The sequence below is a fragment of the Streptomyces sp. NPDC060031 genome (genome assembly GCF_042736805.1).
In the GTDB taxonomy this organism is placed as follows: domain Bacteria; phylum Actinomycetota; class Actinomycetes; order Streptomycetales; family Streptomycetaceae; genus Streptomyces.
The window spans coordinates 1-21,182 of record NZ_JBHWVM010000095.1 but is presented as its reverse complement, the minus strand read 5'-3'; the positions used below and the strand labels follow the sequence as shown (position 1 = coordinate 21,182).

Genomic DNA, 21,182 nt, shown 5'->3' with positions numbered 1-21,182 from the left:
AACGCTTGGTGCAAAAGGACTTGACGATCCATCAATGAAATACGCGGGCCTGCTGGACCTCCGCTCAAGAAGCGCTGCCCTCTCCGTCGCCCTCCGCTCACCCCCTGGTCATCGCGTCCATGACAATCCCGCGCGAGCGGGCGCCGCCGTGTGAAACTCCGGCCGTCCGCGCACCGGCGGCCGTCCGACCACCGCTGCGCCCGTCCCTCCTCCTCGCTGGAGAGCCCCGCATGAGAGCCATGTACGCGCACCGCGTCCGGCGCCGGTCCCTCCGGTGGGCTGCTGCGTTCGGCCTGTCCCTGGCCGTCGGGCTGCCGACCGCGCCACCGGCGGGCGCCGCCGGGCCACCCTCCCCGTTACCCCCGGGGGCCGCCGGCCTGCAGGCGCCGCAGGAACAGGCCGCCCCCGCTCCGGCGCCGCCCAAGGCGGCGCCGTCCCCCGAGTCGGTGGCCTCGGCCGAGGCCCGGCGCACCGGTAAGCCCGTCGCCGTGCCGGAGCGCACCACCGCGACGGATACCGTCGTGGCCCGGCCCGACGGCACGTACGCGCTGACCCGTACGGCCGCCCCGGTACGGACGAAGCAGAACGGCACCTGGGTGCCGCTGGACGCCACCCTGGTGCGCGGCGCCGACGGGGCCTGGCGGCCCAAGGCTGCCCTGTCGGGGCTGGCCCTGTCGCCCGGCGGCCGGACCCCCATGGCCCGCCTGACGGCCGAAGGCGGCCGCGGGATGGACCTGACCTGGCCCGACGCGCTGCCCGAGCCCGTCGTCGCCGGGGCGACCGCGACGTACCGGGGGGTGCTCCCGGACGTCGACCTGGCGGTGACCGCCACGGTCGACGGGGGATTCACCCAGGTGCTCGTGGTCAAGACGCCCGAGGCGGCACGCAACCCGGCGGTCGCCTCGTACCGCCTGGGCATGCACACCGCGGGGCTGGGCGTGAGCGCCCGCCGGGACGGCGTCCTCACCGCCACCGACCCGGCGGGCCAGGAGGTGTTCACCTCCCCCGCGCCCGTGATGTGGGACTCCTCCCGGCCGGCCGCGCCCAAGGGCGGTCTCGCCAGGCAGGACGCGAAGGAGGCCGCGGCCCTCGCACCGCCGGGCGCGGTCAAGGCCGTCTCGGACACCGAGGGCCCCGGCGACGCCGCCCGTACCGCCCCCGTCGTCGCGGCCCCGGACGGCTCCACCCTGACGGTCAGGGCCGACGCGGCCCTGCTGACCGGTCCGTCCACGGTGTACCCGGTGTACATCGACCCGGGCTGGAAGCCGGTCTCGCGCGGCACCCAGCACTGGACGTGGGTCCAGGAGGGCTGCAAGACCGCCACACACTTCGACGATTACGGCAACAAGTACGACATGGGCGTGGGCAACCAGCGCTGGGCGACGACCTGCAAGGGCCGCGAGCACTCCTTCGCCCAGGTCGAGTCCTTCAGCCCGGAGGGCAAGACGGTCAACTTCGCCACCTTCAACGCCATCCAGTCGTACGCGGCCGACAACACGTGCGCCAACACCCACGCCGTGGACCTGAACTTCACCGGCTCGATCGATTCCGGGACGAACTGGAACAACCAGCCCGCCAACCTGCGCTACCTGGGCCGCACTTCGACCAGCAGCGCCGGCGGCGCGGGCTGCCCGAGCGGCACCAACCAGGCCGGCTGGGACATCACCCAGCTGATCCGGGACGAGGGCTGGCGGTCCAGCCTCACCTTCGGCATGTCCGGCGCGGACGAGACCAGCGCGAGCAGCAACGGATTCAAGCGGTACACGCGCAAGTCGAGCTACCCGCACTCGCTGCCGTTCCTGTACGTCGAGTACAACACCCTGCCGAGCACCCCGGACAGTCTGTACGTGTCGCCCGCGCCGAAGAACCCGACGCGCGGCGACTGCGGCTGGATCGGCAACACCAACGCCGCGACCGGCGGCATCGGCCTGCACGCCACGCTCGCCGACCCCGACGGCGACAACGTCGACGCCAACTTCAACCTGTGGGACATGACGGCGGGCGGCAGCCTGGACGACTTCGGCTGGACGCCCAACCAGCCCGTGCCCAGCGGCAGCCAGGTCGACGTCACGGCCGGCAGCCTGATCGACGGCCACCAGTACGACTGGTACGTGCGCGGCGGCGACGGCCAGGACGCCGGCCCCTGGGCCCGCGGATGCAGCTTCTCCGTGGACCTGAGCGCGCCCGCCCTGCCGACCGTGTCCTCCACCGACTTCCCGCCGACCGGCAGCCCCACCGCGCCCACCAAGGCCGCGGGCAGCCCCGGGGCGTTCACCCTGTCCGCGACCGACCCGGCGGGCGGCTCCGGAATCCAGGCCTTCGAGTGGTCCTTCAACGGGGCGCTGCCCGCCACCGGAGCGCAGAGCGCGAGCGCCGACGGCGGGGGCCGCGCCGCCCTGACCCTGCCGGTCACCGCTTGGGGAACCAACGTCCTGCACGTCCGGGCCGTCGACCGGGCCGGCAACCGCTCGCCCGAGTTCTCCTACGCCTTCTACGCCCCCGACGACCCGCGGGCGAAGACCGTACTCGGCGACATCAACAAGGACGGGTACCTCGACATGCTCGTCCCGGACGCCTCCGGCGAGCTGCGGATGTACTCGAAGAACCGCGACCCGGGCGCCGGTGGCGAGCGGGCCTCCCTCGTCTCCGGCGGCCCCGGCGGCAGTTGGACCGGTGTCGACACCACGCACCGCGGCGGCAACGGCTCGTACGCGGACGACCTGTGGGCGCACCGGGCGGGCGACGCCAAGCTGTACTACTACATGAACACGGCCAACAGCACCGGCCCCGCAGCCAACGACGGCCAGTACTTCACGAGTTCCCAGCGGCTGAGCACCGCCCGCCCCACCAGCGGCTGCGTGAATCCGTACAACACGGTCGACCAGACCTGCGGCAGCGAGTACGCGGCGGACTGGTCCCGGGTCCGCCAGGTCCTCGCCGTCGGTGACGTGGACGGCACACAGGCTCCCTCGACACCCCGCTACGACCTTCTGACCGTGGAGGAGGACGGCAGCGGCGGCACCAACCTGTGGCTGTTCAAAGGCTTGAACGGCACCAACGCCCTGGGCAGCCCCCGGCTCGTGGGCAAGGGCGGCTGGCAGGACTTCACCCTGGCCGCCCCCGGTGACACCGGCAGCGTCGCCGGGCCCAAGGACGGGCTCCCCGACCTGTGGGCACGCGACCGGCGCGACGGACGCCTGTACTCCTACCCGTCCCGGCGCGACGGCGCCGGCGCCCCGGTGTTCGAGGCGTACGGCACCCGCGGTCCCGGCTGGCTCCAGACCGGCCTGACGGACGCGATGCACCACATCGTCTCCAGCGACGGGGACAGCGACAACGACGGATGGGCCGACCTGTGGAGCCTCTCCCACGACGGGCGGCTCACGACCTGGGACGGCAAGGACCCGGCCGGCGCCAACAACCACTTCGGCAACCCGCAGGTGCTGCGGGACAGCACGACCACGGACTGGAACACCTGCCAGACCTTCAACTCCGCGGACAGCGGGGAGCACCGGGTGTGTGGCCCGATCCTCGCCAAGTACCTTTCGATCGGAGGCACTTCGGCCGGTTATCCGATCACCGACACGACCAACACCCCCGATCTGTACGGGCGGTTCATCCACTTCCGGACACCGGGCGCGTCCCCGCACTCGATCTACTGGAGCCCGGACACCGGGGCGCACGAGGTACTGGGGGCCATCCGCGGCCACTGGTCCGATCAGGGCTGGGAGAACGGGCCGCTCGGCTTCCCCACCTCCGACGAGTACGTCGTGACCAACGGCGCGCGGTCCGACTTCCAGGGTGGCTACGTCCGTTGGAACGGCACCACGGCCACGGTGACGCGGTACGCGTACGGCACGGGCGAGGGCACGGCACGCATCATCCTGTCCGGCGACTTCAACGGCGACAAACGCTCCGACATGGCCACCATCGTCGACTACGGCAGTTGCGGAGCCGCGCTCTGGACCCACCTCGGCACTCCGAGCAGCGGCCTGAACGCCCCCTTCGAATCCTGGAAGGCCCCGATCAACAGCTGGTGCGTGACCAGCGCCAAGTACGCGGCGGGTGACTTCAACGGCGACGGCCGCACCGACATCGGGGCGCTGTACCTCTACGGCGACGGCACGGTGCGGCTGCTGTCGTGGCTCGCCCGGCCCGACGGCGGTCTCGACGCCGGCCCGGCGGGATGGCTGCAGTCCTCCGGCTGGGACTGGTACCGCACCACGCTTCTGGCGGGAGACACCGACGGCGACCACCGGGCCGAGCTGATCGCCATCTACGGGTACGCCAACGGGCGGGTCGCGAACTTCACCTCCCGCTTCCGCGACGGCACCGGCTTCGAGGCGCCGGTCAAGGGCTTCGAGGAGACCCACCCGGGCTGGTGGTACTACGACAACGCCAAGTACGCGGCCGCCGACGTCAACGGCGACGGCCGCACCGACATCATCGGCCTGTACGTGTACGCCGACGGCGCCGTCCGTGTCTTCACCGGCCTGGCCCGCCCCGACGGCACCCATCCGGGCTTCGACCAGTCCGGCTGGTCCGCCCCGGCGGGCAGTTGGCAGCTCGACCCCGTCAAGCTCTTCGCCGGGGACACCGACGGGGACGGCCGGGCCGACCTCACGGCCATGTACCGCTACGGCAGCGGCCGCATGGGTCTGTTCCAGTTCCCCGGCGGCGCCGACGGCACCCTCGGAACGCCCGAGATGACCGTGGACACGGGCTCCGGCAACTGGGAGGCCGACCGCTCCTGGCCGCTGGCCGGGGACGAGAACGGCGACGGCCGCTCCGACATGTCGGCCCTGTACGACTACGGCAACGGGGTGTACGCCACGTTCACCTTCACCGCGGGGGCGAACGGCAAGTACAGCAACAACAGCGTCCTGAAGAGCTGGGACACCCCTGCCGGCACCTGGTAAGGCGTAGGGCGAGGGTCCGTGCGGGTCCGTCACGAGCGGGCCCGCACGGGCACCTCCCCGTCGGCGGGCGCGGTGTGCAGGGTGTCCAACCGCCGCAGGCTGAAGCGGCGTTGGACGAGGGACAGACCGGCCACCGCGGCGCCGAGGGCCAGCCAGCCGGCCGGGCCCGCGGTCATCACGGCGCCGGTCAGCAGCAGGGGGCCGACGGACTTCTGCACGGACTGGGACATGCCGGCCACGCCCAGGTACGAGGCCCGCGCCTGCCGGGGTGCGAGGGAGACCGCCAGTTCCCACGAGCTCACCGAGCGCATCAGCTCGGCGAAGGTGACCAGCATCGCCGCGGCGAGGAGGGCCGCCGAGGTGGTCCACACGCCGCCCCCGGTGGCGGTGGCCAGGAGCGTGCAGCACGCGAGCATCGCCAGCCCGTACACGGCGACCGCCGCGGCCGCCTGGCGGGGTCGCTCGACCTGCGCCGACACGCGCAGTTGCAGGACCACGACGAGCACGGTGTTGATCACCAGGAAGGCCGGGATCAGGGCGTGCGGCGCCGTCGTGTGGTTCACCAGCCACAGCGGCAGGCCGACGTCGAGGATCGAGCCGTCCAGGCACATCGGAATGTCCAGCAGGACGAACCGGAGGTAGCCGCGGTCCCGCCAGGGACTCGGGGCGGCCGCGGCGGCGGCCGCCCCGCCGGACCCGGCCGACACCTCCGGGGGCGCGCCACCGGGCCGCGCGGCGGCCACGAGTCCGTGCCCGCCCGGCTCCCGGGTGCGCCACACCAGCGCCGCGGCGACGAGGAAGGACAGCGCGTTGGCCAGGATCAGCACGTCGTAGGCGCCCCGGGTGCCGACGGCGAGGCCGATGGCGGCCAGGCCCGCGCCGACGGCGTATCCGGCGTTCGCCGAGCTGCGCGACAGCGCCTGGTAGGTGGAGCGCCGCTCGCCGGCCACCCGTGTGGCGAAGAGCATCTCCAGCGTCTTGGCCGCCCGGTCGCCCAGGTAGGTGACGGCTACCACGGGCAGCAGCACCTCGAAGCTGGTGACCACCAGCAGCGCGCACAGGGCCCCGAGGCGGAGCAGGTGACAGCCGATCAGCAGCGAGCGCACCGGGAAGCGGCCGGCCAGGTGGCCCGCCAGCGGTGATCCGGCGATGCCCGCGATTCCGGCCGCGCCGAGCAGCAGGCCCAGCTGCCCGGCGTCGAGTCCGACCACGAAGGTGAAGAAGAGGACGGAGGACGCGGCCCACAGGCCCGTGCCGGCGCGGTCCAGGGTCTGGGCGAGCAGCATGATCCGCGCATCGCGGCCGCCCGGCGGGCGGCGCAACTGCGCTATCAGACCGCCTTCCCCCCGCCGTGTCTTCCGGTCCCCCGTGCCCCGCCGCATACCCGCCCCGATTCCTTCGTCCCCAGGTATCTCGATATCGAGATACCTGCCGAAGCCTGCCCCAGAATAATCTTGACGTCAAGATACTTAGGGGGGTGCGCGCGGTCGAGGAGTACGGCCACGGCCTCGTCGAGGCCGCTGTCCAGGTGTCGCACGATCAGATCTGAGCGATGAGTGCGTAGCGTTCGTCGGTCACCGGCCTGCCCCACAGGTCGGGGCTGCTGCTGAGGTCCTCGGTCCGCAGGTCGTTGACGAGCGGGCGTACGACGGCTGTCAGTTCCTCGGCGCCGATGCCGCCGTGCCAGGGCAGGGCCTCGGCCCCCGCGACGTAGGGGACTGCGGCCTGTCCGGACTCGAGCCACCGGCCCTCGACCAGGACGAGCGTGCCGCCCGGGCGGATACGTACGAGCCACTCGCGCAGCGCGGCCTGCGGATCGGGCAGCGTCCACAACAGGTGGCGGGAGACCAGGAGGCCGAACTGCTCGTCACCGGTGGGCGGCACGACAGCGTCGCCCACGAGGAACCGGGCCTGGAGACCGGCGGCCGTCAGCTTGGCGCGGGCCTGGTCGACCATCCGCGGCGCCAGGTCCACCCCGGTGACGCGATGTCCGGACGCGGCCAGGAGCAGGGAGAGCGAGCCGGTGCCGCAGCCGACGTCCAGCACGTCCGTCGGGGCGGTCGGCGCCCAGGAGAACAAGCGCTCCTGCCAGGCGCTGCGGGTGACTTCGTCGCGCAGGCCGTGGTCGGGCTCTTCGTCGAAATCGGGGGCGGCGTCGTTCCAGTAGGCGGCGATGGCGGCGGGGTTCGTCATGGCGGCGATTTTGGCATCTCGCACCGGGTCGAGTCCGGATTCCCGTGGCGGCCGCCGGGTGCCGGCCGCCGGGTGCCGGCCGCCGGGTGACGGCCGGCCTCGAGTTCAGGACAACGGGTGTGGCCGTCGGGGCGGGGGAACCGCCCGCAGCAGCTCCCACAGGGGGCGGGATCCGCCGGCCCACTGGGCGAGGACCTTGCGGTCCACCAGGTGCAGACGCTGCGACGTGGCGAAGTCGGCCGCGTTGCTCGTGATGCGGCCGTTGGTGAGCATGACCAGGACGTCACCGCCGTGGATCTGCCGTCCGGTGCCGTTGAGAACCTGCAGATCAGGGGTGCCGACCGGCTTCCCCGACCAGCCGTCCTTGCGGTGCTTGCACTGGATCACCCATCGCCGCCCGTACGGATCGGTCGCCTTCACGTCGGCCCCGTTGTCGCCGCGCCCTCCGACCTGCTGTGCGTCCGCGCAGCCGTCGCGGTGCATCAGGTCCCGTACGGCGAACTCGAACTGCCGGTGGTGCAGGAGGTCGAGCTGCTCGACCGCGTACCGCAGGCCCTGGGCGCGGACCCGCTCCCACTGCGCCGCCTCCTTCCGCCGCCAGGCCCAGGCGCCGCCCGCGCCGGCGGCCGCCAGGAGGCCGAGCACCACGACCCAGGGATGCGCCGCCAACCACCGCAGCAGGGCCAGGACGAGGCTCACCACCGCGACCGCGGCCACCGCGAGAGTCCACAGCGCCTCGGAACCGGCGCTCTTGCGCCGTCGGGGCCGACGGCCCGGGCCCGGCCGTCGGCGAGCGGGTGGCCGGCGGCTCACCGGCCGCCCCCCGAGGCCGGGAACTTGATCGGGTACGACACGGTCGGGGCCGGCGGGGGCACCACCTTGTCCCACCCGGGCCGCTGGATCGGATAGACGACGCTCGACTTGGGCCGGGGCAACTGCCCCGGCTCCGCTTCCGTGCCCGTACCCGCGGTCGTGGTGCCGTGGCCCAAAACCCAGGCCCCGGCCACGAACAGGCCCAGCAGGGCCGTCTCCCGGCGGGCACCCGCCGGGAGACGGAAATGGCTTCTGACCACGGTGCCGTCGGACTTCACGTACTTCTGGATCACGGGCACAGCGGTATCCCCCTCAGTGGTCGCGTGCGCCTCCCTGCGCAACAGACCCATGAAAGCATCCGGCACTGACATGGCGTCAGCGTTCGCTCACCATTCGTGATCACCCTTGACGCAGCGGCGCGCACCCGCGGCGGGTCCGGTTCCTGCGCCATCACTGCATCCAGGCACGCGCGGTCGCCGAGGACGGACCAGAGAGCATCCGCCGTGCCGGGCCGCGCCCCACGCATACGCCCGCGGTTCTGATCACACGCGGCCGGATCAACCAGCAACTGGGGAAGATCATCGGCCTCGCGGACGGGATCTCGTGAAGTCGAAGCCGCCCTGCGCGGACCGAGCCGCTCAGCCGCTGCTCCGATCGGGTGGAAGGTGAGTGGACATCCGGCGCGCCCCGGGTGCCGACGCATCTGAAGAAACGTTGGGGGCTTGGTAGGACTGGCGCGTTCCACCGCGACCGAAAGGTGCTCGCCCCATGCCAACCACCACCCGCAGCGCGCCGGCGCCCGGGATGCCCCCGCGTCCGAAATCCCGTTGGGGGCGCCGTCTGAAGGCGCTGCTCGCCGGCACCCTGATGGCTACCGCTCTGCCCCTGGCCGCCGGAGCCCCGGCGGCCCAGGCCGCCGTCGGCATCTTCGAGTACGCCGTCCCCACTCCGGCCAGCACTCCGGTCGGCATCACGACAGGGCCGGACGGCAACCTGTGGTTCACCGAGGCCGTCGGCAACAAGATCGGCCGGATCAGCCCGACGGGCACCTTCATCGCCGAGTACCCCCTGCCCGGCGAGTTCAGCACCCCGCACGACATCACCACCGGCCCGGACGGGAACGTCTGGTTCACCATGCAGCACTTCGACTCCAGGGTCGGGAAGATCGACACGAACGGCACGGTCACCGAGTACCCCCTCCCCGACCAGTTCGTCGAGCCCACCGGCATCACCGCCGGCCCTGACGGGGCCATGTGGTTCACCGAACAGAACGGCAACCGGATCGCCCGCATCACCACCACCGGAGCCCTCACCGAGTACCCCCTGCCCGCCGGCTCCGGCCAGCCGTCCTACATCACCACCGGGCCGGACGGGAACCTGTGGTTCACCGAAATCGGCGCCAACCTCATCGGCCGCATCACCCCGTCCGGCGTCGTCACCGAGTTCCCGGTCCCCGACGGCGGCGGCCCGACCGACATCACCGCCGGCCCCGACGGGAACCTCTGGTTCACCGTGTTCGGCGGCAACCGGATCGGCCGGATCACCCCGTCCGGCGCGATCACCCAGTACGACGTACCGTCGGACGGCCTCGCGCCCCAGCCCCAGGACATCACCGCCGGGCCGGACGACAGCCTGTGGTTCACCGAGCGCAACAGCGGGAAGATCGGGCGGATCAGCACGGCCGGTGTGATCGCAGAGTTCCCCCTGCCCTCCTCGGAGCGCGGCCCCTGGGGCATCACCAAGGGTCCGGACAACGACATCTGGTTCGCCGAGACCGCGAACTACATCGGGCGTCTCGACCTCACCGATGCCGACCTCGGCGTCACGAAGTCCGACGCGGGATCGGACCCCGTCGACGTGGGGCAGAGCGTGACGTACACGCTCACCGCGACCAACAACGGCCCGCAGACCGCCGAGGGGGTCGTCCTCAAGGACACCCTGCCCGCCGGACTCCAGTTCGCCTCGGCGTCCGCGGGATGCACCGCGGCCGGTTCCACTCCGGACGTCATCACATGTGAGATCGGCACGCTCACCGCCGGGAGCAGCGCCGCGCGGACCATCACCACGACGGCCACGACCGCCGGAACCCACACCGACACGGCAGCGGTTGCCGGCGCCGTCTCGGACCCCGTCCCGGCGAACGACCTCGCATCGGAGACCACCACCGTCGAGGCGACCACGTGCTTCGGCGAGCAGCCGACGATCACCGGCACCGCCGGCAACGACCAGATCACCGGCACGCCCAGGCGCGACGTCATCCTGGCCCGCGGGGGCAACGACACCGTCGACGGCGCCGCCGGCGACGACCTCATCTGCGGCGGCGGTGGCACGGACTCGCTCACCGGCGGCCCCGGCAACGACCGGATCGCCGGCGACGCGGGCAACGACATCCTCCACGGCTCCCCGGGCAACGACACCCTGACGGGCGGAGACGGCAACGACTCCCTGTTCGGTGAGCCAGGCAACGACTCCCTCGACGGCGGCCCGGGCACGAACACCAACAACGGCGGCCCCGGCACCGACATCTGCACCAACCCCGGCACGGGCCCCGGCTGCCCGTGACCCCGACGGGGGTGCTCCCGGTGCCGGGAGCACCCCCGTCCGCTTCCGCAGCGCACGGGCGGGGCCGGCAGTTCCTCGCCCATGGCCTGATGAACCGGAACTGGTGCCTGGACACGGCCGCCGGCACGTACGCGGTGGAGGAGATCACCGACGTCCCCCTGCCCCAGGTCCGTAGAAGCCTCGCGGCGCTTTCCGGCCTCGCGAGCGACGGCATCCCGGCGCCCGTGCCCGGGTCGGCGGATTTGATCGCCTGCACCCGTCGTCCGTGATCCCGTTGCCCCTTTGGCGCGTACGCAGGTGCCCGTGTGCGCGTCATCAGGATATTTCCCGAAATGTAATATGCCAGTGTGCTAGGCGTGGAGGGCAGGCATCTCCCCCGGGACAGAAGGGCACACGCGTGACTGTCGGCGAAGAGCACAAGAGGCCAGCCCCTCCATCACTGCGAACAGTCGGGATCGGCCGACGGGTTCACGCCTTGTTCAGGGCGATGTCCGCGGACCCTCTGCTCCGGGAGCAGTTCGTCACCGACCCGGCGCAGATCCTGTGCGAGTACGTCGGCGGCCACAGGCTCTCGCCCCAGCGAGCCTCGGTCGTCAACCAGCTGGTCTATTCGGTGGCATCCGACCCGGAAGCACTGCGGTGGCTGCGGAGCTACGCCATGGCGCACCGTGACAGCCCCGTTTCCCGGGACCGGTTCATGGCGGACCTCGGCCGCGCGGTGGCCGAGAAGAAGTCGGTTCACGTCGTTCTCGCGCTTCTGAGGTTCTCCCTCGAAGGGGAAGACTTCTCCGCCGCTGTCGATGAGTCCCTGGTACCGATCATCAACGACTGCGGGCTCTTCCATGACGAGCGGGCGTCCGGTACGGAGATGAGCACCGGCACCCAGTTCGGCACCGAGGTCAGCGGCACGCAAGTGAGCACCACACTCAGTGTGTTCGCCGGCCATTACGTTCCGGCTCTGGAGGCTCTCGTCGAGTACTCCGTCCGGCTACGCGACCGAGGGGTGCTGGAAAGCGTCGGGGGCCAGTAGGTGGAGGACATCTACGCTCCGGTCGCAAGCCTCCCGCGCGGCGCCGAACACGTGCACGACCTCGGCCGTACGCGTCAAGAGCAGAGTGATCACGAGGGAGCGGTCACCTGCTTTCGGGAAGCGCTGCGCGCCGACCCCCGCCTGCGCGTCGCGCGCCGGGATCTCACGACGTCCCTCGCACGGCTCGGCCGAAGTGACGAGTGCGTCTCCCTGTGGCGAGTCGAGGCTGCGTACGATGCCGAAGACCTCGCCTGGCTGGAGCACCAGTCCTGGCTCGCCCTGCTGGCCCATGACCTGCCGGTCGCCGGCGAGTACGCGCGCATCCATGCGGCGGTCCGCCTGGGCAGCGCCTGGTACCCCCGGTCCGCCCCGCCGCCCCTTCCGGGCCCTGCGGAGATCCGCCTGACGGTCCCGAAGCTGCGCCACGACATCGAGCAGTTCCGATACCTGCAACGGCGCGGCGTCCTCGGTGAGGAGTTCACCGACATCATCGGCTCCTACCAGGAGACGGTTTCCCGCCTCGAGTCGGAGTCTGGATCTGGGTCGGATGCGATGCCGGAGTCGGAGTCGGCCGCCGCGCATGGGCGAACGCCGATCGATGCCGCTGCCGGGCGGGCCATCGAGAGCGTCTACGGCCGACTCGTCCATGTGCGGGACACTCCCCGCGTGCGGCGTGCCCTGTCCGACGCGTGGAAGCCCCGGGAGGTGGAGAACCAATATCTCGATCAGCCGCCGGGCGTCGTGGTCATCGACGACTTCCTGGCCCCCGAGGCGCTCGAGAACCTGCAGCACTTCTGCCTGGAATCGACCGTCTGGCTGGGAAACCGTTACGCGCACGGACGGCTCGGTGCCTTCTTCCGGGACGGTTTCAACTGCCCGCTGCTCCTTCAGATCGCCGAAGAGGTCCGGGACGCCTTGCCCCGGGTGATCGGCGAGCGCTATCCGCTGCGCCAGCTGTGGGCGTTCAAGAACCAGAGAAGCTTTCCGGCGGATTCCAACACGCACGCGGACTTCGCCGCCGTCAACCTCAACTTCTGGATCACTCCGACCGACGCCAATATGGACGAGGGGACGGGAGGCCTCGTCGTCTACGGCGTCGACGCCCCCCTCGACTGGGACTTCGCCACGTACAACAACCGCGCCGACATCATCGAGCCCTATCTGCGACAGCAGCACGCGAAGTCCTTCAAGATTCCGTACCGCCAGAACCGGGCCATTCTCTTCAACTCGGACCTGTTCCACGGCACGGATGGCCTGTCGTTCCGCCCGGGGTACGAGAACCGGCGCATCAACATCACGATGCTCTACGGCGAGAGGGAGGACGACACCCACCATCGGCAACTCTCACCGCCCGCTTCCCCGGAAAACGCGTCCGCCGCCTGGCGCTCCGCGTCCTTCGGCCGCCTTCGGGGAAACAGGTTGTGACATCCCAGTACAGCCAGGACGAATTCGTCGTCGACGTACTCGGAGGAATGCGCGACGGCTTCTTCCTCGACTCCGGGGCATCAGACGGTGTGCAGGCGAGCAATACCCGCCTGCTCGAACAGTCCTTCGGCTGGTCGGGCATCTGCGTCGAGCCGAACGAAGGGTTCTATGAGCGGCTCGTGGAGAACCGCCGGTGCATCTGCCTGAACTGCTGCCTCTACGACCGAGAAGGCGGCGTCGACTTCTTGGAGGCGGCCGGCACCATCGGGGGGATCCTCCACGAATACGATCCCTCCCTCCTGCGGTCCGCCAAGGGCTTTCTGCAGGTCGCCGACGACAGCAGGCTCCCCACGGTCCGCAGGACCGCGCGTACAGTCCGCTCGGTCCTCGACGAATGCGGGGCTCCCCCCGTCATCGACTACTGGAGCCTTGACACCGAAGGATCGGAACTGGCCATCCTGCTGAGCTTCCCCTTCGACCAGTACTCCTTCCGCGTGCTGACGATCGAGCACAACTGGCTGCCGGCCCGCTCCCGCATCAGGACATTCCTCGAAAACCGCGGGTACCTCTGGGTGCGCGAGGCCGGCTGCGACGACTGCTACGTCCGGCACGACGTCCTGCACCGCCCGCCCTGGCGAAGCAGCGTGTGGAGGCGGGCGGGATAGCGCGGGACCAGCCGCGAACGCCGCGTGCGGCCCGGGACGTCACCGGGGGGGTATCTGCACACGGGCGGGGCGCAGTTGGGGCCGGCTCGGGTTGAAGGTCCCGGGCGCGGGCGCGCCATGACGGCCGGGCCGGCAGTGCCCGTACCCGGCGCCGCGACTTGGTACGAGACCGGGGCCGACATCCACCGGGGGAAGGAGCGTCGTCAATGCCGAAGGTGACAACGACCGGGGATGTTCTCCGTGCCGAGCTGGCACAAGCCGTCGGCAACGGCGTCGATACGATCCCCGAAGACGGACATGTGGAGCGGGAGTTCGGTATCGACGGCTGGCCTTGGCCCAGCCGGTGACCGGTCTCGGACAACGCCTGGCCGTCGTCATCCCGGACGAGGAAACGGGTCGCCTGAAAACGGTCTCGAAGGTGCGCGCGTTCCTCGCCGGGCTCGTACCGACCAGAATGGACGCACTGTTGTGAGCCTTCGCCAGATCGACCCGAAGCAACGCGGTTTCCTGATCGTCAACTCCCACCCGGACGGGGCCGCCGAGACCGTGCGCCGGATGTGGGAGCAGATCCCGGCCCGCGCCGACGGCAGCGGCCCGGTCGTGTTGCTCCTTGGCCACAGCGCCGGGTACGGGCTGGCCACGCTGCTGACGGGGTTGCGCCGGCACGGCATCCGGGGTGTCGGTGTCGCCTTCGAGGGAGCGGAGACCGAGCGACGCACGGCCACGGCGGGCTGGTACCGCACCGCGGCCGCCGACGCCCTGGCCCGGGACGCCGGCCGCGACTTCGTGTTCGTCAACACCGACGCGTTCTCCGAGGCGGGCAAGGAGCAGGTGCTGGCCCTGGTGGAGGAACGCTTCGGCAAGGTCGACCATCTGATCTACAGCCTGGCGGCCCCTCGCCGCACCGACCCGGCGACCGGCACGGTCCACCACTCCGTGATCAAGCCGATCGGCGGCCCGTACGAGGCTCCGGCGCTGGACTTCTCCGGTGACGCCCCGAAGGTCGGACAGGTGTCGCTGGAGCCAGCCGACGACGAGGAGCGGTACGCGACGCAGCAGGTGATGGGCGGCGCGGACTGGCGGCTGTGGGTGGAGGCCCTGACCGCGCGCGGCCTTCTGGCCGAGGGGTTCACGACCGTGGCGCTCACATACATCGGCTCGGAGCTGACGGCACCGATCTACCGGCGGGGCACGATCGGCGCGGCGAAGGAGGACCTGGAGCGGACCGCCGGGCAACTGGACGCCGAGCTGGGAGGGGCGGGCCGGGCGTTCACCGCGGTCGCGGGCGCGGCCGTCACCCAGGCGTCGAGCGCGATCCCGTCGATCGCCCTGTACACGGCGTTCCTGCGGACCGTCCTCGGAGACGGCTTCCGCACGACGGCCGAGCAGGCCGGGGAACTGTGGGAGCAACTGACGGGGGCGACACCGCTGGTCCTCGACGAGCAGGGCCGGATCCGGCTGGACGGCTGGGAGCTCGACGACGAGGTCCAGGACCAGGTGCGGAAGCTGTGGGCGGATCCGGAAGCCGGCCTGGAGCGCGCGCTGGGCGGCGCGGACTGGTTCATGGGACAGATCCGCGAGCTGTACGGGTGGGGTGTCGACGGTGTGGACTACGGGCGGCCCACGCAGACGACGGTCGCCTGGCCGGCGCCGGCGCCGCTACCGGCGCCGGGCGCGTGAGCCACGTGATGTGACGGGGCGGCGAGGAGATCCGCAGGGGGATCACCTCGCCCTCGGCCCGCCGTCAGGCTGAGCCGCCCTGCGCCTGCTGCTTGAAGCGCTCGGTTACGTCTGCGGTGTCAGCGGCGGGCGGAACGTCGATCGACCGCTGGCTCCCGAAGGAGAGGAAGTCCACGCTGATGGTGCTCGTGCCGATGACCTGGTTCATACGGGCCGGGGTCCCCTTGTCGTCGACCCAGACGTCCGTGACGACCTCGCCCGTCATACCCAGCCCCTTGTACATGTCGGAGGCGGCGCCCAGCCTGTCCGCGGGGACCGACGCACGGTAGTGAACCGTGCTCTTGCCGTTGACGTTCTCCGTGGCGACCTTGGTGACGTCCTTCGCGTACTTGAGACCCTTCAAACCCGAAGTCGGGTCGGCGTTGGCACCGTTCATGCTGGCCGCGCCCTTCTCGCCCATGACGGCGGAGGCTTCGACCTTCAGCCAGGTCTTGCCCTGGAACGGGCCGTCGGGCGCCGGGTCGACCTCGTAGTAGTACGCGCCCTGCACGAGCCGCATCGTGATGGTGCCGTCCGCGACCATGTCCTCCATCTGGAGGTCCTTGGCCGGCATCTCGGTCTCCATCGCGAGGCCGTTGCCCCAGGAGTAGAGACCCTTCATCTGCATGGGCTTCCCGCCCGTGTCCGGGGTCGTCAACGTCATGCTGATGTCGGCCGAGCCGGCCTTCGAGGCCTCGTCGGACGCACGCGAGAGGGCCGCCACCAGGTTCTGCGCCGACTCGCCCGCCTTCTGCGTCACCGCCGTCGCGGAACAGCCGGCCGAACCCGCCGCGACGAACACGGCCGCGGTGACACTCCCGATGATCCTGTTCGACTTCATCCCCACCCCTTTTGAAACTGACCTTGTTCCGGCTCCGGGCGCCACGAGGGGGCTGCCCGCCGTCGAGTGCCGACCCCCTGTCGGCACCGGATCGAAGGATCGCACGCGCCTCGGACAATGGGGCCACCACCCTCAACAGTCGTGTACTGGAGCCTTGGTGTGGACGGGGCAGGCTCGGCGGCAGGGCGGGGTGAGCGGTCGGCGGGCGTCGTCGGCCTGCTCCGGAGCGAGCGATGGTTCACAGGTTCACACGGAGCGGTGTGTGCGGCTGCCGTGAGTCAGGGGCGCCAGCGGTCGGGGGAGGGGCCCTTGCAGGTGTAGAGGCGGCCGTTCTTGCCGACGCCGGTCGAGCCGGGCGTCGAGCAGAACGCGCCCGGGGTGACGGTGCCGGCGCTTCCGCCTCCCGTACTCGAGCCGCCCGAGGACGACGAACCGCCGCCGGAGGTCGAGGAACCGCCCGAGGCCGAGGAACCGCCCGAGGTCGACGAGCTGCCGTTGTCGTCCGAGTCGTCATCGCCGGTGCTCGGCGGCGGTGTCGGTTCGGGGTGCAGCTCGGTGTTCTGCTGCTGCGGGCACGAGGTGCCGGGCGCGGTGACCTTGAGGTACGCCGTGGTGGTCTTCGGCGCCTGGAGCTCCTTGCCCTCTTCGGGCTCCTGGAAGCAGACGGTCCAGTCGTCCACGGCAGGGGGAAGGCCGACGTCGGTGTAAGCGCTGCGCGGCTCGATCTTCCGGAGGGCGATCGGCTTGAGCGTCTCGGCCGCCTTGACGAAGGTCAGTCCGACGACTTTCGGCATCTTCGGGTACGGGATCGGTTCCCCGTCCTTGGCCGGGCACGGCCACTCGTTGCGCACCACCGCGAAGTCGAGTGTGGGCGTGTTCCCGGCCCGCTGGGCTGCGGGAGTCTGGAAGCAGATGCGCCAATTGCCGTCGTCGAACTGGCTCGCGTCACCCGGGGAGGCGTCGTGCGATGTCGCGTTGTACCCGGCGGCGCGTGCTGCGGTCTTCGCCTGTTTGAGGATCTGGCCCACGTAGTCGGGCGCTGCGGTCGGGCTCGGAGATACAGAGGGCGTCGGCCCGGCGGCGGCAGTCTGGGAGACGACGGGCTGGGGCTTGGCGTCGTCGGTGGTCTTCTTCGGGGGATCCGACAGGAAGGGCGTCAGAAACCACAGGCCTGCCAGCACGGTCGCGACGATCTTCTTGCTCTTGCCCCAGGGGCTGGTCCATGCGAGGGCGATACCTGCGGGCGGGATGATCACCAGCAGCGTGATGATCAAGGCCGGGTGCTGCCACCAGCGACGCACGGGCAGAGGCGCGGGCGCAGGCGCGGGCACGGGTGGGTGAGAGTACGGATTCGGCGGCGGATAGGTCACGTGGTGTCTTTCTGACAAGGTGCGTCGTGGGCCCGGCAGGCGTACACGGAACGTTGGGATCTCTGTAGGCCAGCCAGTACGCAGGAACATTCCGGCGCACGCAGGGAGCAGGACACCGCCCGGGAGGGGCCATTCCCCGCAGCTGCCGGGATCAGGTTGATGGCCCCGGACTCTAAGTGCTTGGGCGGTACCTCCGGGGCCCTTTCGTCGAATCCGGCGGCGCGGATGCGAGCTGCATGCTCTTGGTCCGCCCCCCTCCCCCGCCACCGGAACGATGTCCGGCTCGGGTCTGGCCGACGTTCCCGGTCGACACGTTGCCGCGCCTCGCCGCACGTCGCCGCGCACCGCCGCCTCCCCACTCCCCGCGACGTCCGCCCTGGCCTGGGTTTCCGCTGAAACCTCCGTTCGGTTGGGAGCCGCCGTCCTGGTGCTGTTCCGGACCGATGACGCCGCCGCGACCGTGGTACCCAGCGACTGGACTGCGGGCCCGAAGGCCGTGGTGGCCGGCGCGGCGCCCGGCGCGGTGGTGACCGTCTCGGACCGGGCCCACCACGCCGGGGACCGCCCGTGCGGGCATGCGGGCAACTCCGGTGGCGCCGTCACGGGCATCACCGCGGCCGTGCAGTTCCTGCCGTCACCCGGGCTGCGAGTCGGCCCTCCTCACCGGCGGTGTCATCGGCGGCGCCCAGGTGACCGTGGAGCGCCAGTCCGACAACATGGAGGCGGAGGAACGGGCGCCGGGTCGTGCGTCGGTGCAGCAGCTCGCCGCTGCGACGACCCGATGTTCTCCTTCAGCAACGCGCTCGCCTACGACGGCCTGACGGTCCAGGGCATCGATGCGGACGCGCGCGATCCGTACGTCTACCGCCGGGCCAGCAGCTGGGTGGACGTCGTCGGCGCGGAGGCGGACGGGCACTGGATCCCGGAGGACGGCCGGCGCTGCGGCGCGTACTGGAACGGCTGTGCGACGAAGGCGGCGTGGACCTCGCCCGGGGCGTGTTCGCCATCGGCCCGTTCCGCCAGGTCGTCACCGGCGCGAAGCCGGCCCGCTGCGACCTGATGCCGGCCGAGCGGGTCGGCACGGAGCCCACGCCCCACGGCAAGGTGTCGATCAGCGCTCAGGGCCGGGGCGTCGAGCGCAGGAGCAGGGTGACGAATCCGAGTGTGCCCCGGTAGCCGTGGAGCCAGGCGTCGCGGTGTTCGGCCGCCGTCTTGAGGGCTTGGCCGTTGTCGGGGTGTTCGGGGTGGTCCAGGGCCCATCGGGACAGGTTTCCGGTCCAGGACCACTCGTAGGCGTCCCACTCCTGAAGGGTGCTGACGTGACCGTACAGGGGGGTCCAGCCGTCGGCCGTGACGCGGTCGACGGTGGTGGCCAGGTCGTCGTATTCGTCGGCGGTGAAACCGGCGTCGAGGACCGCCTGGCCGGGTTCGCGTTCCCAGAAGCAGTCGCCGAGGAGGATGCTTCCGCCCGGGGCGAGGTGCTTGCGGGCGGCTTCCAGGGTGGGGAGCAGCCCGCCGAAGGCGTGTGTGGCGCCGATGCTGAGGACCAGGTCGTAGAGGTGCGGGGAGGTGAACTCCGCGGCGTCCTCGGCGTGGAAGACGATCCGGTCACCGAGGCCCGCGTCGGCGACGGCGCGCTGGGCGGCCGCGATGGTTTCGGCGTCGGTGTCGACGCCTTCGGCGCGGAGGTCGGGCCGCATGGCTTGGGCGCGCGTCATCCAGGTGCCTGATCCGCAACCGAGGTCGAGGAGCCGGGCGTCGCCGGGCGGGAGGGCCCGTTCGAGGAGCGCGTGTACCGAGTCGTCGCCCAGCGGGGCGGCGATGGGGTGGTCGGTGTGGGCGATGGCGCTGATCTTGTGACGGTCCATGGCGCCATCCTGCCTGCTGCCTGCCGGGTCACTCTCTCGATTATTGGCGGCTGTTGGCGGCTGTTGGCGGGCGGTGCGGCCCGCGGGCGAGGGTGCAGCCGCGTTCGGGTCCCGCCGGGATGTTCGGGACCGGGCTGCGTGCGGGACGCGTGCGGCAGCGGAATCGGCGAATCCGGGGCGGTGCAGCGCCAGGGTCGTCAGGATGGGAGGCATGGACCGTGGGGATGTGGGGCCGGGCGGGTCCCGGGCGATCGTGGTACGGGTGCCGGTCGAGCCGGTGGAAGCCGCGGTGGAGGCCGACGCGGTCGACGCCGTGGCGCGGGCGGGCGATGTGGTGGTGCGCGGCCCGTTGTTCGGGGTGGCGGCGCAAGGCGCCGGGGACGGGCCGCGGTGGCGGGTGGTCCTCGCGGTGACGGACGGCTGCCCGCAGGTGGCCCGCGACGGGCTGAACTCACACCTGTGGTTCCGCGCGAAGGACGAGGCGCGGGACAGGGCGGAGCGGCACGCGCTGCTGGCGGCGGTGGCCCGGCTGGAGAGCGAGCGGGTCGACGAACTCGTCGTGGCGGGGACCCGGTACCGCATCGTGCGCGCCGAGGAGTACGCGGGGGCGGGCCCGGACGGCATGGAAGCGCCGCGCCCGACCGATCCGGAGCCCCTCGTCCCCAACTGGGACCGCGCCGTGAAGGACCCGGAGATCGATGACGGCCTGGCCTTGGACCCGGACGCCCCGGTCACCCCGACGCAAGCCCTCGAACGGCTTGCGCTGCGCGGCCTTTGCTACAGCGGCAACCGGTTCCCCGAGGACGTGCGCGCCGACGCACGCCGGGCGCTGGTCACCCACCCGGACGTGACGTTGTTGCCCCCGACGTTCACGGTCGTGGAGAAGAGCGCGAGCAGCTGGAAGCCGGTCACCGGGCCGCACGTGACCGCGCACGCCGCCCGCAAGTCGCTGGACTTCGCCCTGACGTGGATGTGGCCTCGGATGGACGGCCGCATCCCCGACGACGCCGACCCGCACACCGACGCCCGTACCTGGGCGACGGGAGCCGGGGCGGCCGACCGGCGGGCTGCGGAGCTGATCGCCTATGCCGAAGCCTCCGACGCGCTCCGGGCCGGTCGCGTCAACCGGCTGGACTTCCGAGGCACCGTGTACCAGATCGTCCGCACCCGCCGACTGTTGCGCTGGGGCCCCGACGGACCCGAGGGGCCGCGTCCGTCCGACACCAACACCCAAGAGCCCGTGCGCATGCACCCTGCACTCGACGAGGACGGCCGTGTCCTGCCCGAAGACTGACCCGGGACACCTTGCCTCTGGGGACCCGTCGCAGGGGCATTGCGTAGTCGAGGTTGGTCCGGTTCGCCGGGTTCATGCGTGACGTGACGTCATGTCCGGTGTGCGGTAAGGGAACCCGGGCAGCAGAGCAGGCACGGTGCTGGTGATCATGTGGTTGTCGAGACCCATGAGAACCGAGCGAGACCGTGCCTGCCCGAACATCATCGCCCATCCCCGCCGCGCTGGAACAACTGGGCTCCCAGGCTGTCGTCCTTGTCCCGGACGACGTCGTTGACCTGCGCCGATTCCTGATCCATGTCGCCGATCCCCGTGACAGGCGGGGACGGAGGTATCCGGTCCTCGCGCTGTTGTGCGCGACGGTCGCGGCGGTGCTTACCGGGGCCCGCTCGCTCATCGCGATCAGCGAATGGATCACGGATGCCCCGCAACAGGTACTGGACGCCCTCGGCTTCGGCCTCGACCCGTTCACCGGGCTGCGGCCGG

General features: G+C 71.3%; 18 protein-coding genes and 1 pseudogene. 12 read left to right on the top strand and 7 right to left on the bottom strand.

The features are described 5' to 3' along the window. Window positions 1-230 precede the first annotated feature (230 nt). Window positions 231-4,919, top strand: a complete 4,689-nt coding sequence (locus ACFWB8_RS30885; protein WP_385234418.1) for a hypothetical protein — start codon at window positions 231-233, stop codon at window positions 4,917-4,919. A gap of 29 nt (window positions 4,920-4,948) precedes the next feature. On the opposite strand, the gene ACFWB8_RS30880 is transcribed toward ACFWB8_RS30885, so the two are convergent. The 4 genes from ACFWB8_RS30880 to ACFWB8_RS30865 form a co-directional block, all read right to left on the bottom strand. Further along, window positions 4,949-6,241, bottom strand: coding sequence for an MFS transporter (locus ACFWB8_RS30880; RefSeq protein WP_385234415.1), 1,293 nt, complete (start codon window positions 6,239-6,241; stop codon window positions 4,949-4,951). A 217-nt stretch (window positions 6,242-6,458) separates the two neighbouring features. Next, window positions 6,459-7,112: a class I SAM-dependent methyltransferase gene (locus tag ACFWB8_RS30875; protein ID WP_385234411.1), complete on the bottom strand. Its 654-nt coding sequence runs from the start codon at window positions 7,110-7,112 to the stop codon at window positions 6,459-6,461. A gap of 105 nt (window positions 7,113-7,217) precedes the next feature. Then, window positions 7,218-7,925 (bottom strand): restriction endonuclease, encoded by a 708-nt coding sequence (locus ACFWB8_RS30870; RefSeq protein ID WP_385234408.1) that lies wholly within the window; start codon window positions 7,923-7,925, stop codon window positions 7,218-7,220. Further along, window positions 7,922-8,218: a hypothetical protein gene (locus ACFWB8_RS30865; RefSeq protein ID WP_385234405.1), complete on the bottom strand. Its 297-nt coding sequence runs from the start codon at window positions 8,216-8,218 to the stop codon at window positions 7,922-7,924. Before ACFWB8_RS30865 ends, ACFWB8_RS30870 begins: the two co-directional genes overlap by 4 nt. Before the next feature lie 149 nt (window positions 8,219-8,367). On the opposite strand from ACFWB8_RS30865, the gene ACFWB8_RS30860 reads away from it, so the two are divergent. From ACFWB8_RS30860 to ACFWB8_RS30825, 8 genes are all read left to right on the top strand, one after another. Then, the gene (locus ACFWB8_RS30860) at window positions 8,368-8,532 is read left to right on the top strand and encodes a DUF5958 family protein (protein WP_385234430.1); all 165 of its coding nucleotides are present in this window, start codon (window positions 8,368-8,370) and stop codon (window positions 8,530-8,532) included. Window positions 8,533-8,693: 161 nt separating this feature from the next. Further along, window positions 8,694-10,487 (top strand): isopeptide-forming domain-containing fimbrial protein, encoded by a 1,794-nt coding sequence (locus ACFWB8_RS30855; protein WP_385234402.1) that lies wholly within the window; start codon window positions 8,694-8,696, stop codon window positions 10,485-10,487. A gap of 89 nt (window positions 10,488-10,576) precedes the next feature. Beyond that, on the top strand, window positions 10,577-10,756 hold the full coding sequence (locus ACFWB8_RS30850; RefSeq protein ID WP_385234398.1) for a hypothetical protein: 180 nt from the start codon (window positions 10,577-10,579) through the stop codon (window positions 10,754-10,756). Between the two features lie 128 nt (window positions 10,757-10,884). Next, the gene (locus ACFWB8_RS30845) at window positions 10,885-11,517 is read left to right on the top strand and encodes a hypothetical protein (protein ID WP_385234394.1); all 633 of its coding nucleotides are present in this window, start codon (window positions 10,885-10,887) and stop codon (window positions 11,515-11,517) included. Continuing rightward, window positions 11,518-12,942 (top strand): hypothetical protein, encoded by a 1,425-nt coding sequence (locus ACFWB8_RS30840; protein ID WP_385234391.1) that lies wholly within the window; start codon window positions 11,518-11,520, stop codon window positions 12,940-12,942. Continuing rightward, complete coding sequence (locus tag ACFWB8_RS30835; RefSeq protein ID WP_385234388.1) at window positions 12,939-13,607, top strand: FkbM family methyltransferase; 669 nt, start codon at window positions 12,939-12,941, stop codon at window positions 13,605-13,607. Before ACFWB8_RS30840 ends, ACFWB8_RS30835 begins: the two co-directional genes overlap by 4 nt. Before the next feature lie 206 nt (window positions 13,608-13,813). Further along, window positions 13,814-13,954: a hypothetical protein gene (locus ACFWB8_RS30830; protein ID WP_385234385.1), complete on the top strand. Its 141-nt coding sequence runs from the start codon at window positions 13,814-13,816 to the stop codon at window positions 13,952-13,954. Between the two features lie 121 nt (window positions 13,955-14,075). Next, window positions 14,076-15,287: an enoyl-[acyl-carrier-protein] reductase FabV gene (locus tag ACFWB8_RS30825; protein ID WP_385234382.1), complete on the top strand. Its 1,212-nt coding sequence runs from the start codon at window positions 14,076-14,078 to the stop codon at window positions 15,285-15,287. Window positions 15,288-15,351: 64 nt separating this feature from the next. Here ACFWB8_RS30825 and ACFWB8_RS30820 read toward each other — a convergent pair whose 3' ends face one another. After that, the gene (locus ACFWB8_RS30820; RefSeq protein ID WP_385234379.1) at window positions 15,352-16,167 is read right to left on the bottom strand and encodes a hypothetical protein; all 816 of its coding nucleotides are present in this window, start codon (window positions 16,165-16,167) and stop codon (window positions 15,352-15,354) included. A gap of 278 nt (window positions 16,168-16,445) precedes the next feature. Next, a complete protein-coding gene (locus ACFWB8_RS30815; RefSeq protein WP_385234376.1) occupies window positions 16,446-17,441 on the bottom strand; it encodes a hypothetical protein in 996 nt (331 codons plus the stop codon). An 877-nt stretch (window positions 17,442-18,318) separates the two neighbouring features. On the opposite strand from ACFWB8_RS30815, the gene ACFWB8_RS30810 reads away from it, so the two are divergent. After that, window positions 18,319-18,597 carry a hypothetical protein gene (locus ACFWB8_RS30810; RefSeq protein WP_385234373.1) on the top strand — a complete coding sequence of 93 codons (279 nt, stop codon included), beginning with the start codon at window positions 18,319-18,321 and terminating at the stop codon, window positions 18,595-18,597. Between the two features lie 58 nt (window positions 18,598-18,655). Here the strand turns inward: ACFWB8_RS30810 and ACFWB8_RS30805 are convergent, their stop codons facing one another. Continuing rightward, on the bottom strand, window positions 18,656-19,405 hold the full coding sequence (locus ACFWB8_RS30805) for an SAM-dependent methyltransferase (RefSeq protein WP_385234370.1): 750 nt from the start codon (window positions 19,403-19,405) through the stop codon (window positions 18,656-18,658). 211 nt (window positions 19,406-19,616) lie between these two features. On the opposite strand from ACFWB8_RS30805, the gene ACFWB8_RS30800 reads away from it, so the two are divergent. Both ACFWB8_RS30800 and ACFWB8_RS30795 read left to right on the top strand, forming a co-directional pair. Next, entirely contained in the window at window positions 19,617-20,699 is a 1,083-nt protein-coding gene (locus ACFWB8_RS30800) for a DUF5954 family protein (RefSeq protein WP_385234367.1), read from the top strand. Window positions 20,700-21,046: 347 nt separating this feature from the next. Beyond that, window positions 21,047-21,182 (top strand): annotated as a pseudogene (locus tag ACFWB8_RS30795) (ISAs1 family transposase); the annotation flags it as partial.

Excerpts from the sequence above, each read along its gene's own strand:
- ACFWB8_RS30885 (WP_385234418.1), top strand. The coding sequence starts at position 231 with ATGAGAGCCATGTACGCGCACCGCGTCCGGCGCCGGTCCCTCCGGTGG.
- ACFWB8_RS30875 (WP_385234411.1), bottom strand. The coding sequence starts at position 7,112 with ATGACGAACCCCGCCGCCATCGCCGCCTACTGGAACGACGCCGCCCCC.
- ACFWB8_RS30855 (WP_385234402.1), top strand. The coding sequence starts at position 8,694 with ATGCCAACCACCACCCGCAGCGCGCCGGCGCCCGGGATGCCCCCGCGT.
- ACFWB8_RS30850 (WP_385234398.1), top strand. The coding sequence starts at position 10,577 with ATGAACCGGAACTGGTGCCTGGACACGGCCGCCGGCACGTACGCGGTG.
- ACFWB8_RS30830 (WP_385234385.1), top strand. The coding sequence starts at position 13,814 with ATGCCGAAGGTGACAACGACCGGGGATGTTCTCCGTGCCGAGCTGGCA.
- ACFWB8_RS30820 (WP_385234379.1), bottom strand. The coding sequence starts at position 16,167 with ATGAAGTCGAACAGGATCATCGGGAGTGTCACCGCGGCCGTGTTCGTC.
- ACFWB8_RS30810 (WP_385234373.1), top strand. The coding sequence starts at position 18,319 with ATGTTCTCCTTCAGCAACGCGCTCGCCTACGACGGCCTGACGGTCCAG.
- ACFWB8_RS30805 (WP_385234370.1), bottom strand. The coding sequence starts at position 19,405 with ATGGACCGTCACAAGATCAGCGCCATCGCCCACACCGACCACCCCATC.
- ACFWB8_RS30800 (WP_385234367.1), top strand. The coding sequence starts at position 19,617 with ATGGACCGTGGGGATGTGGGGCCGGGCGGGTCCCGGGCGATCGTGGTA.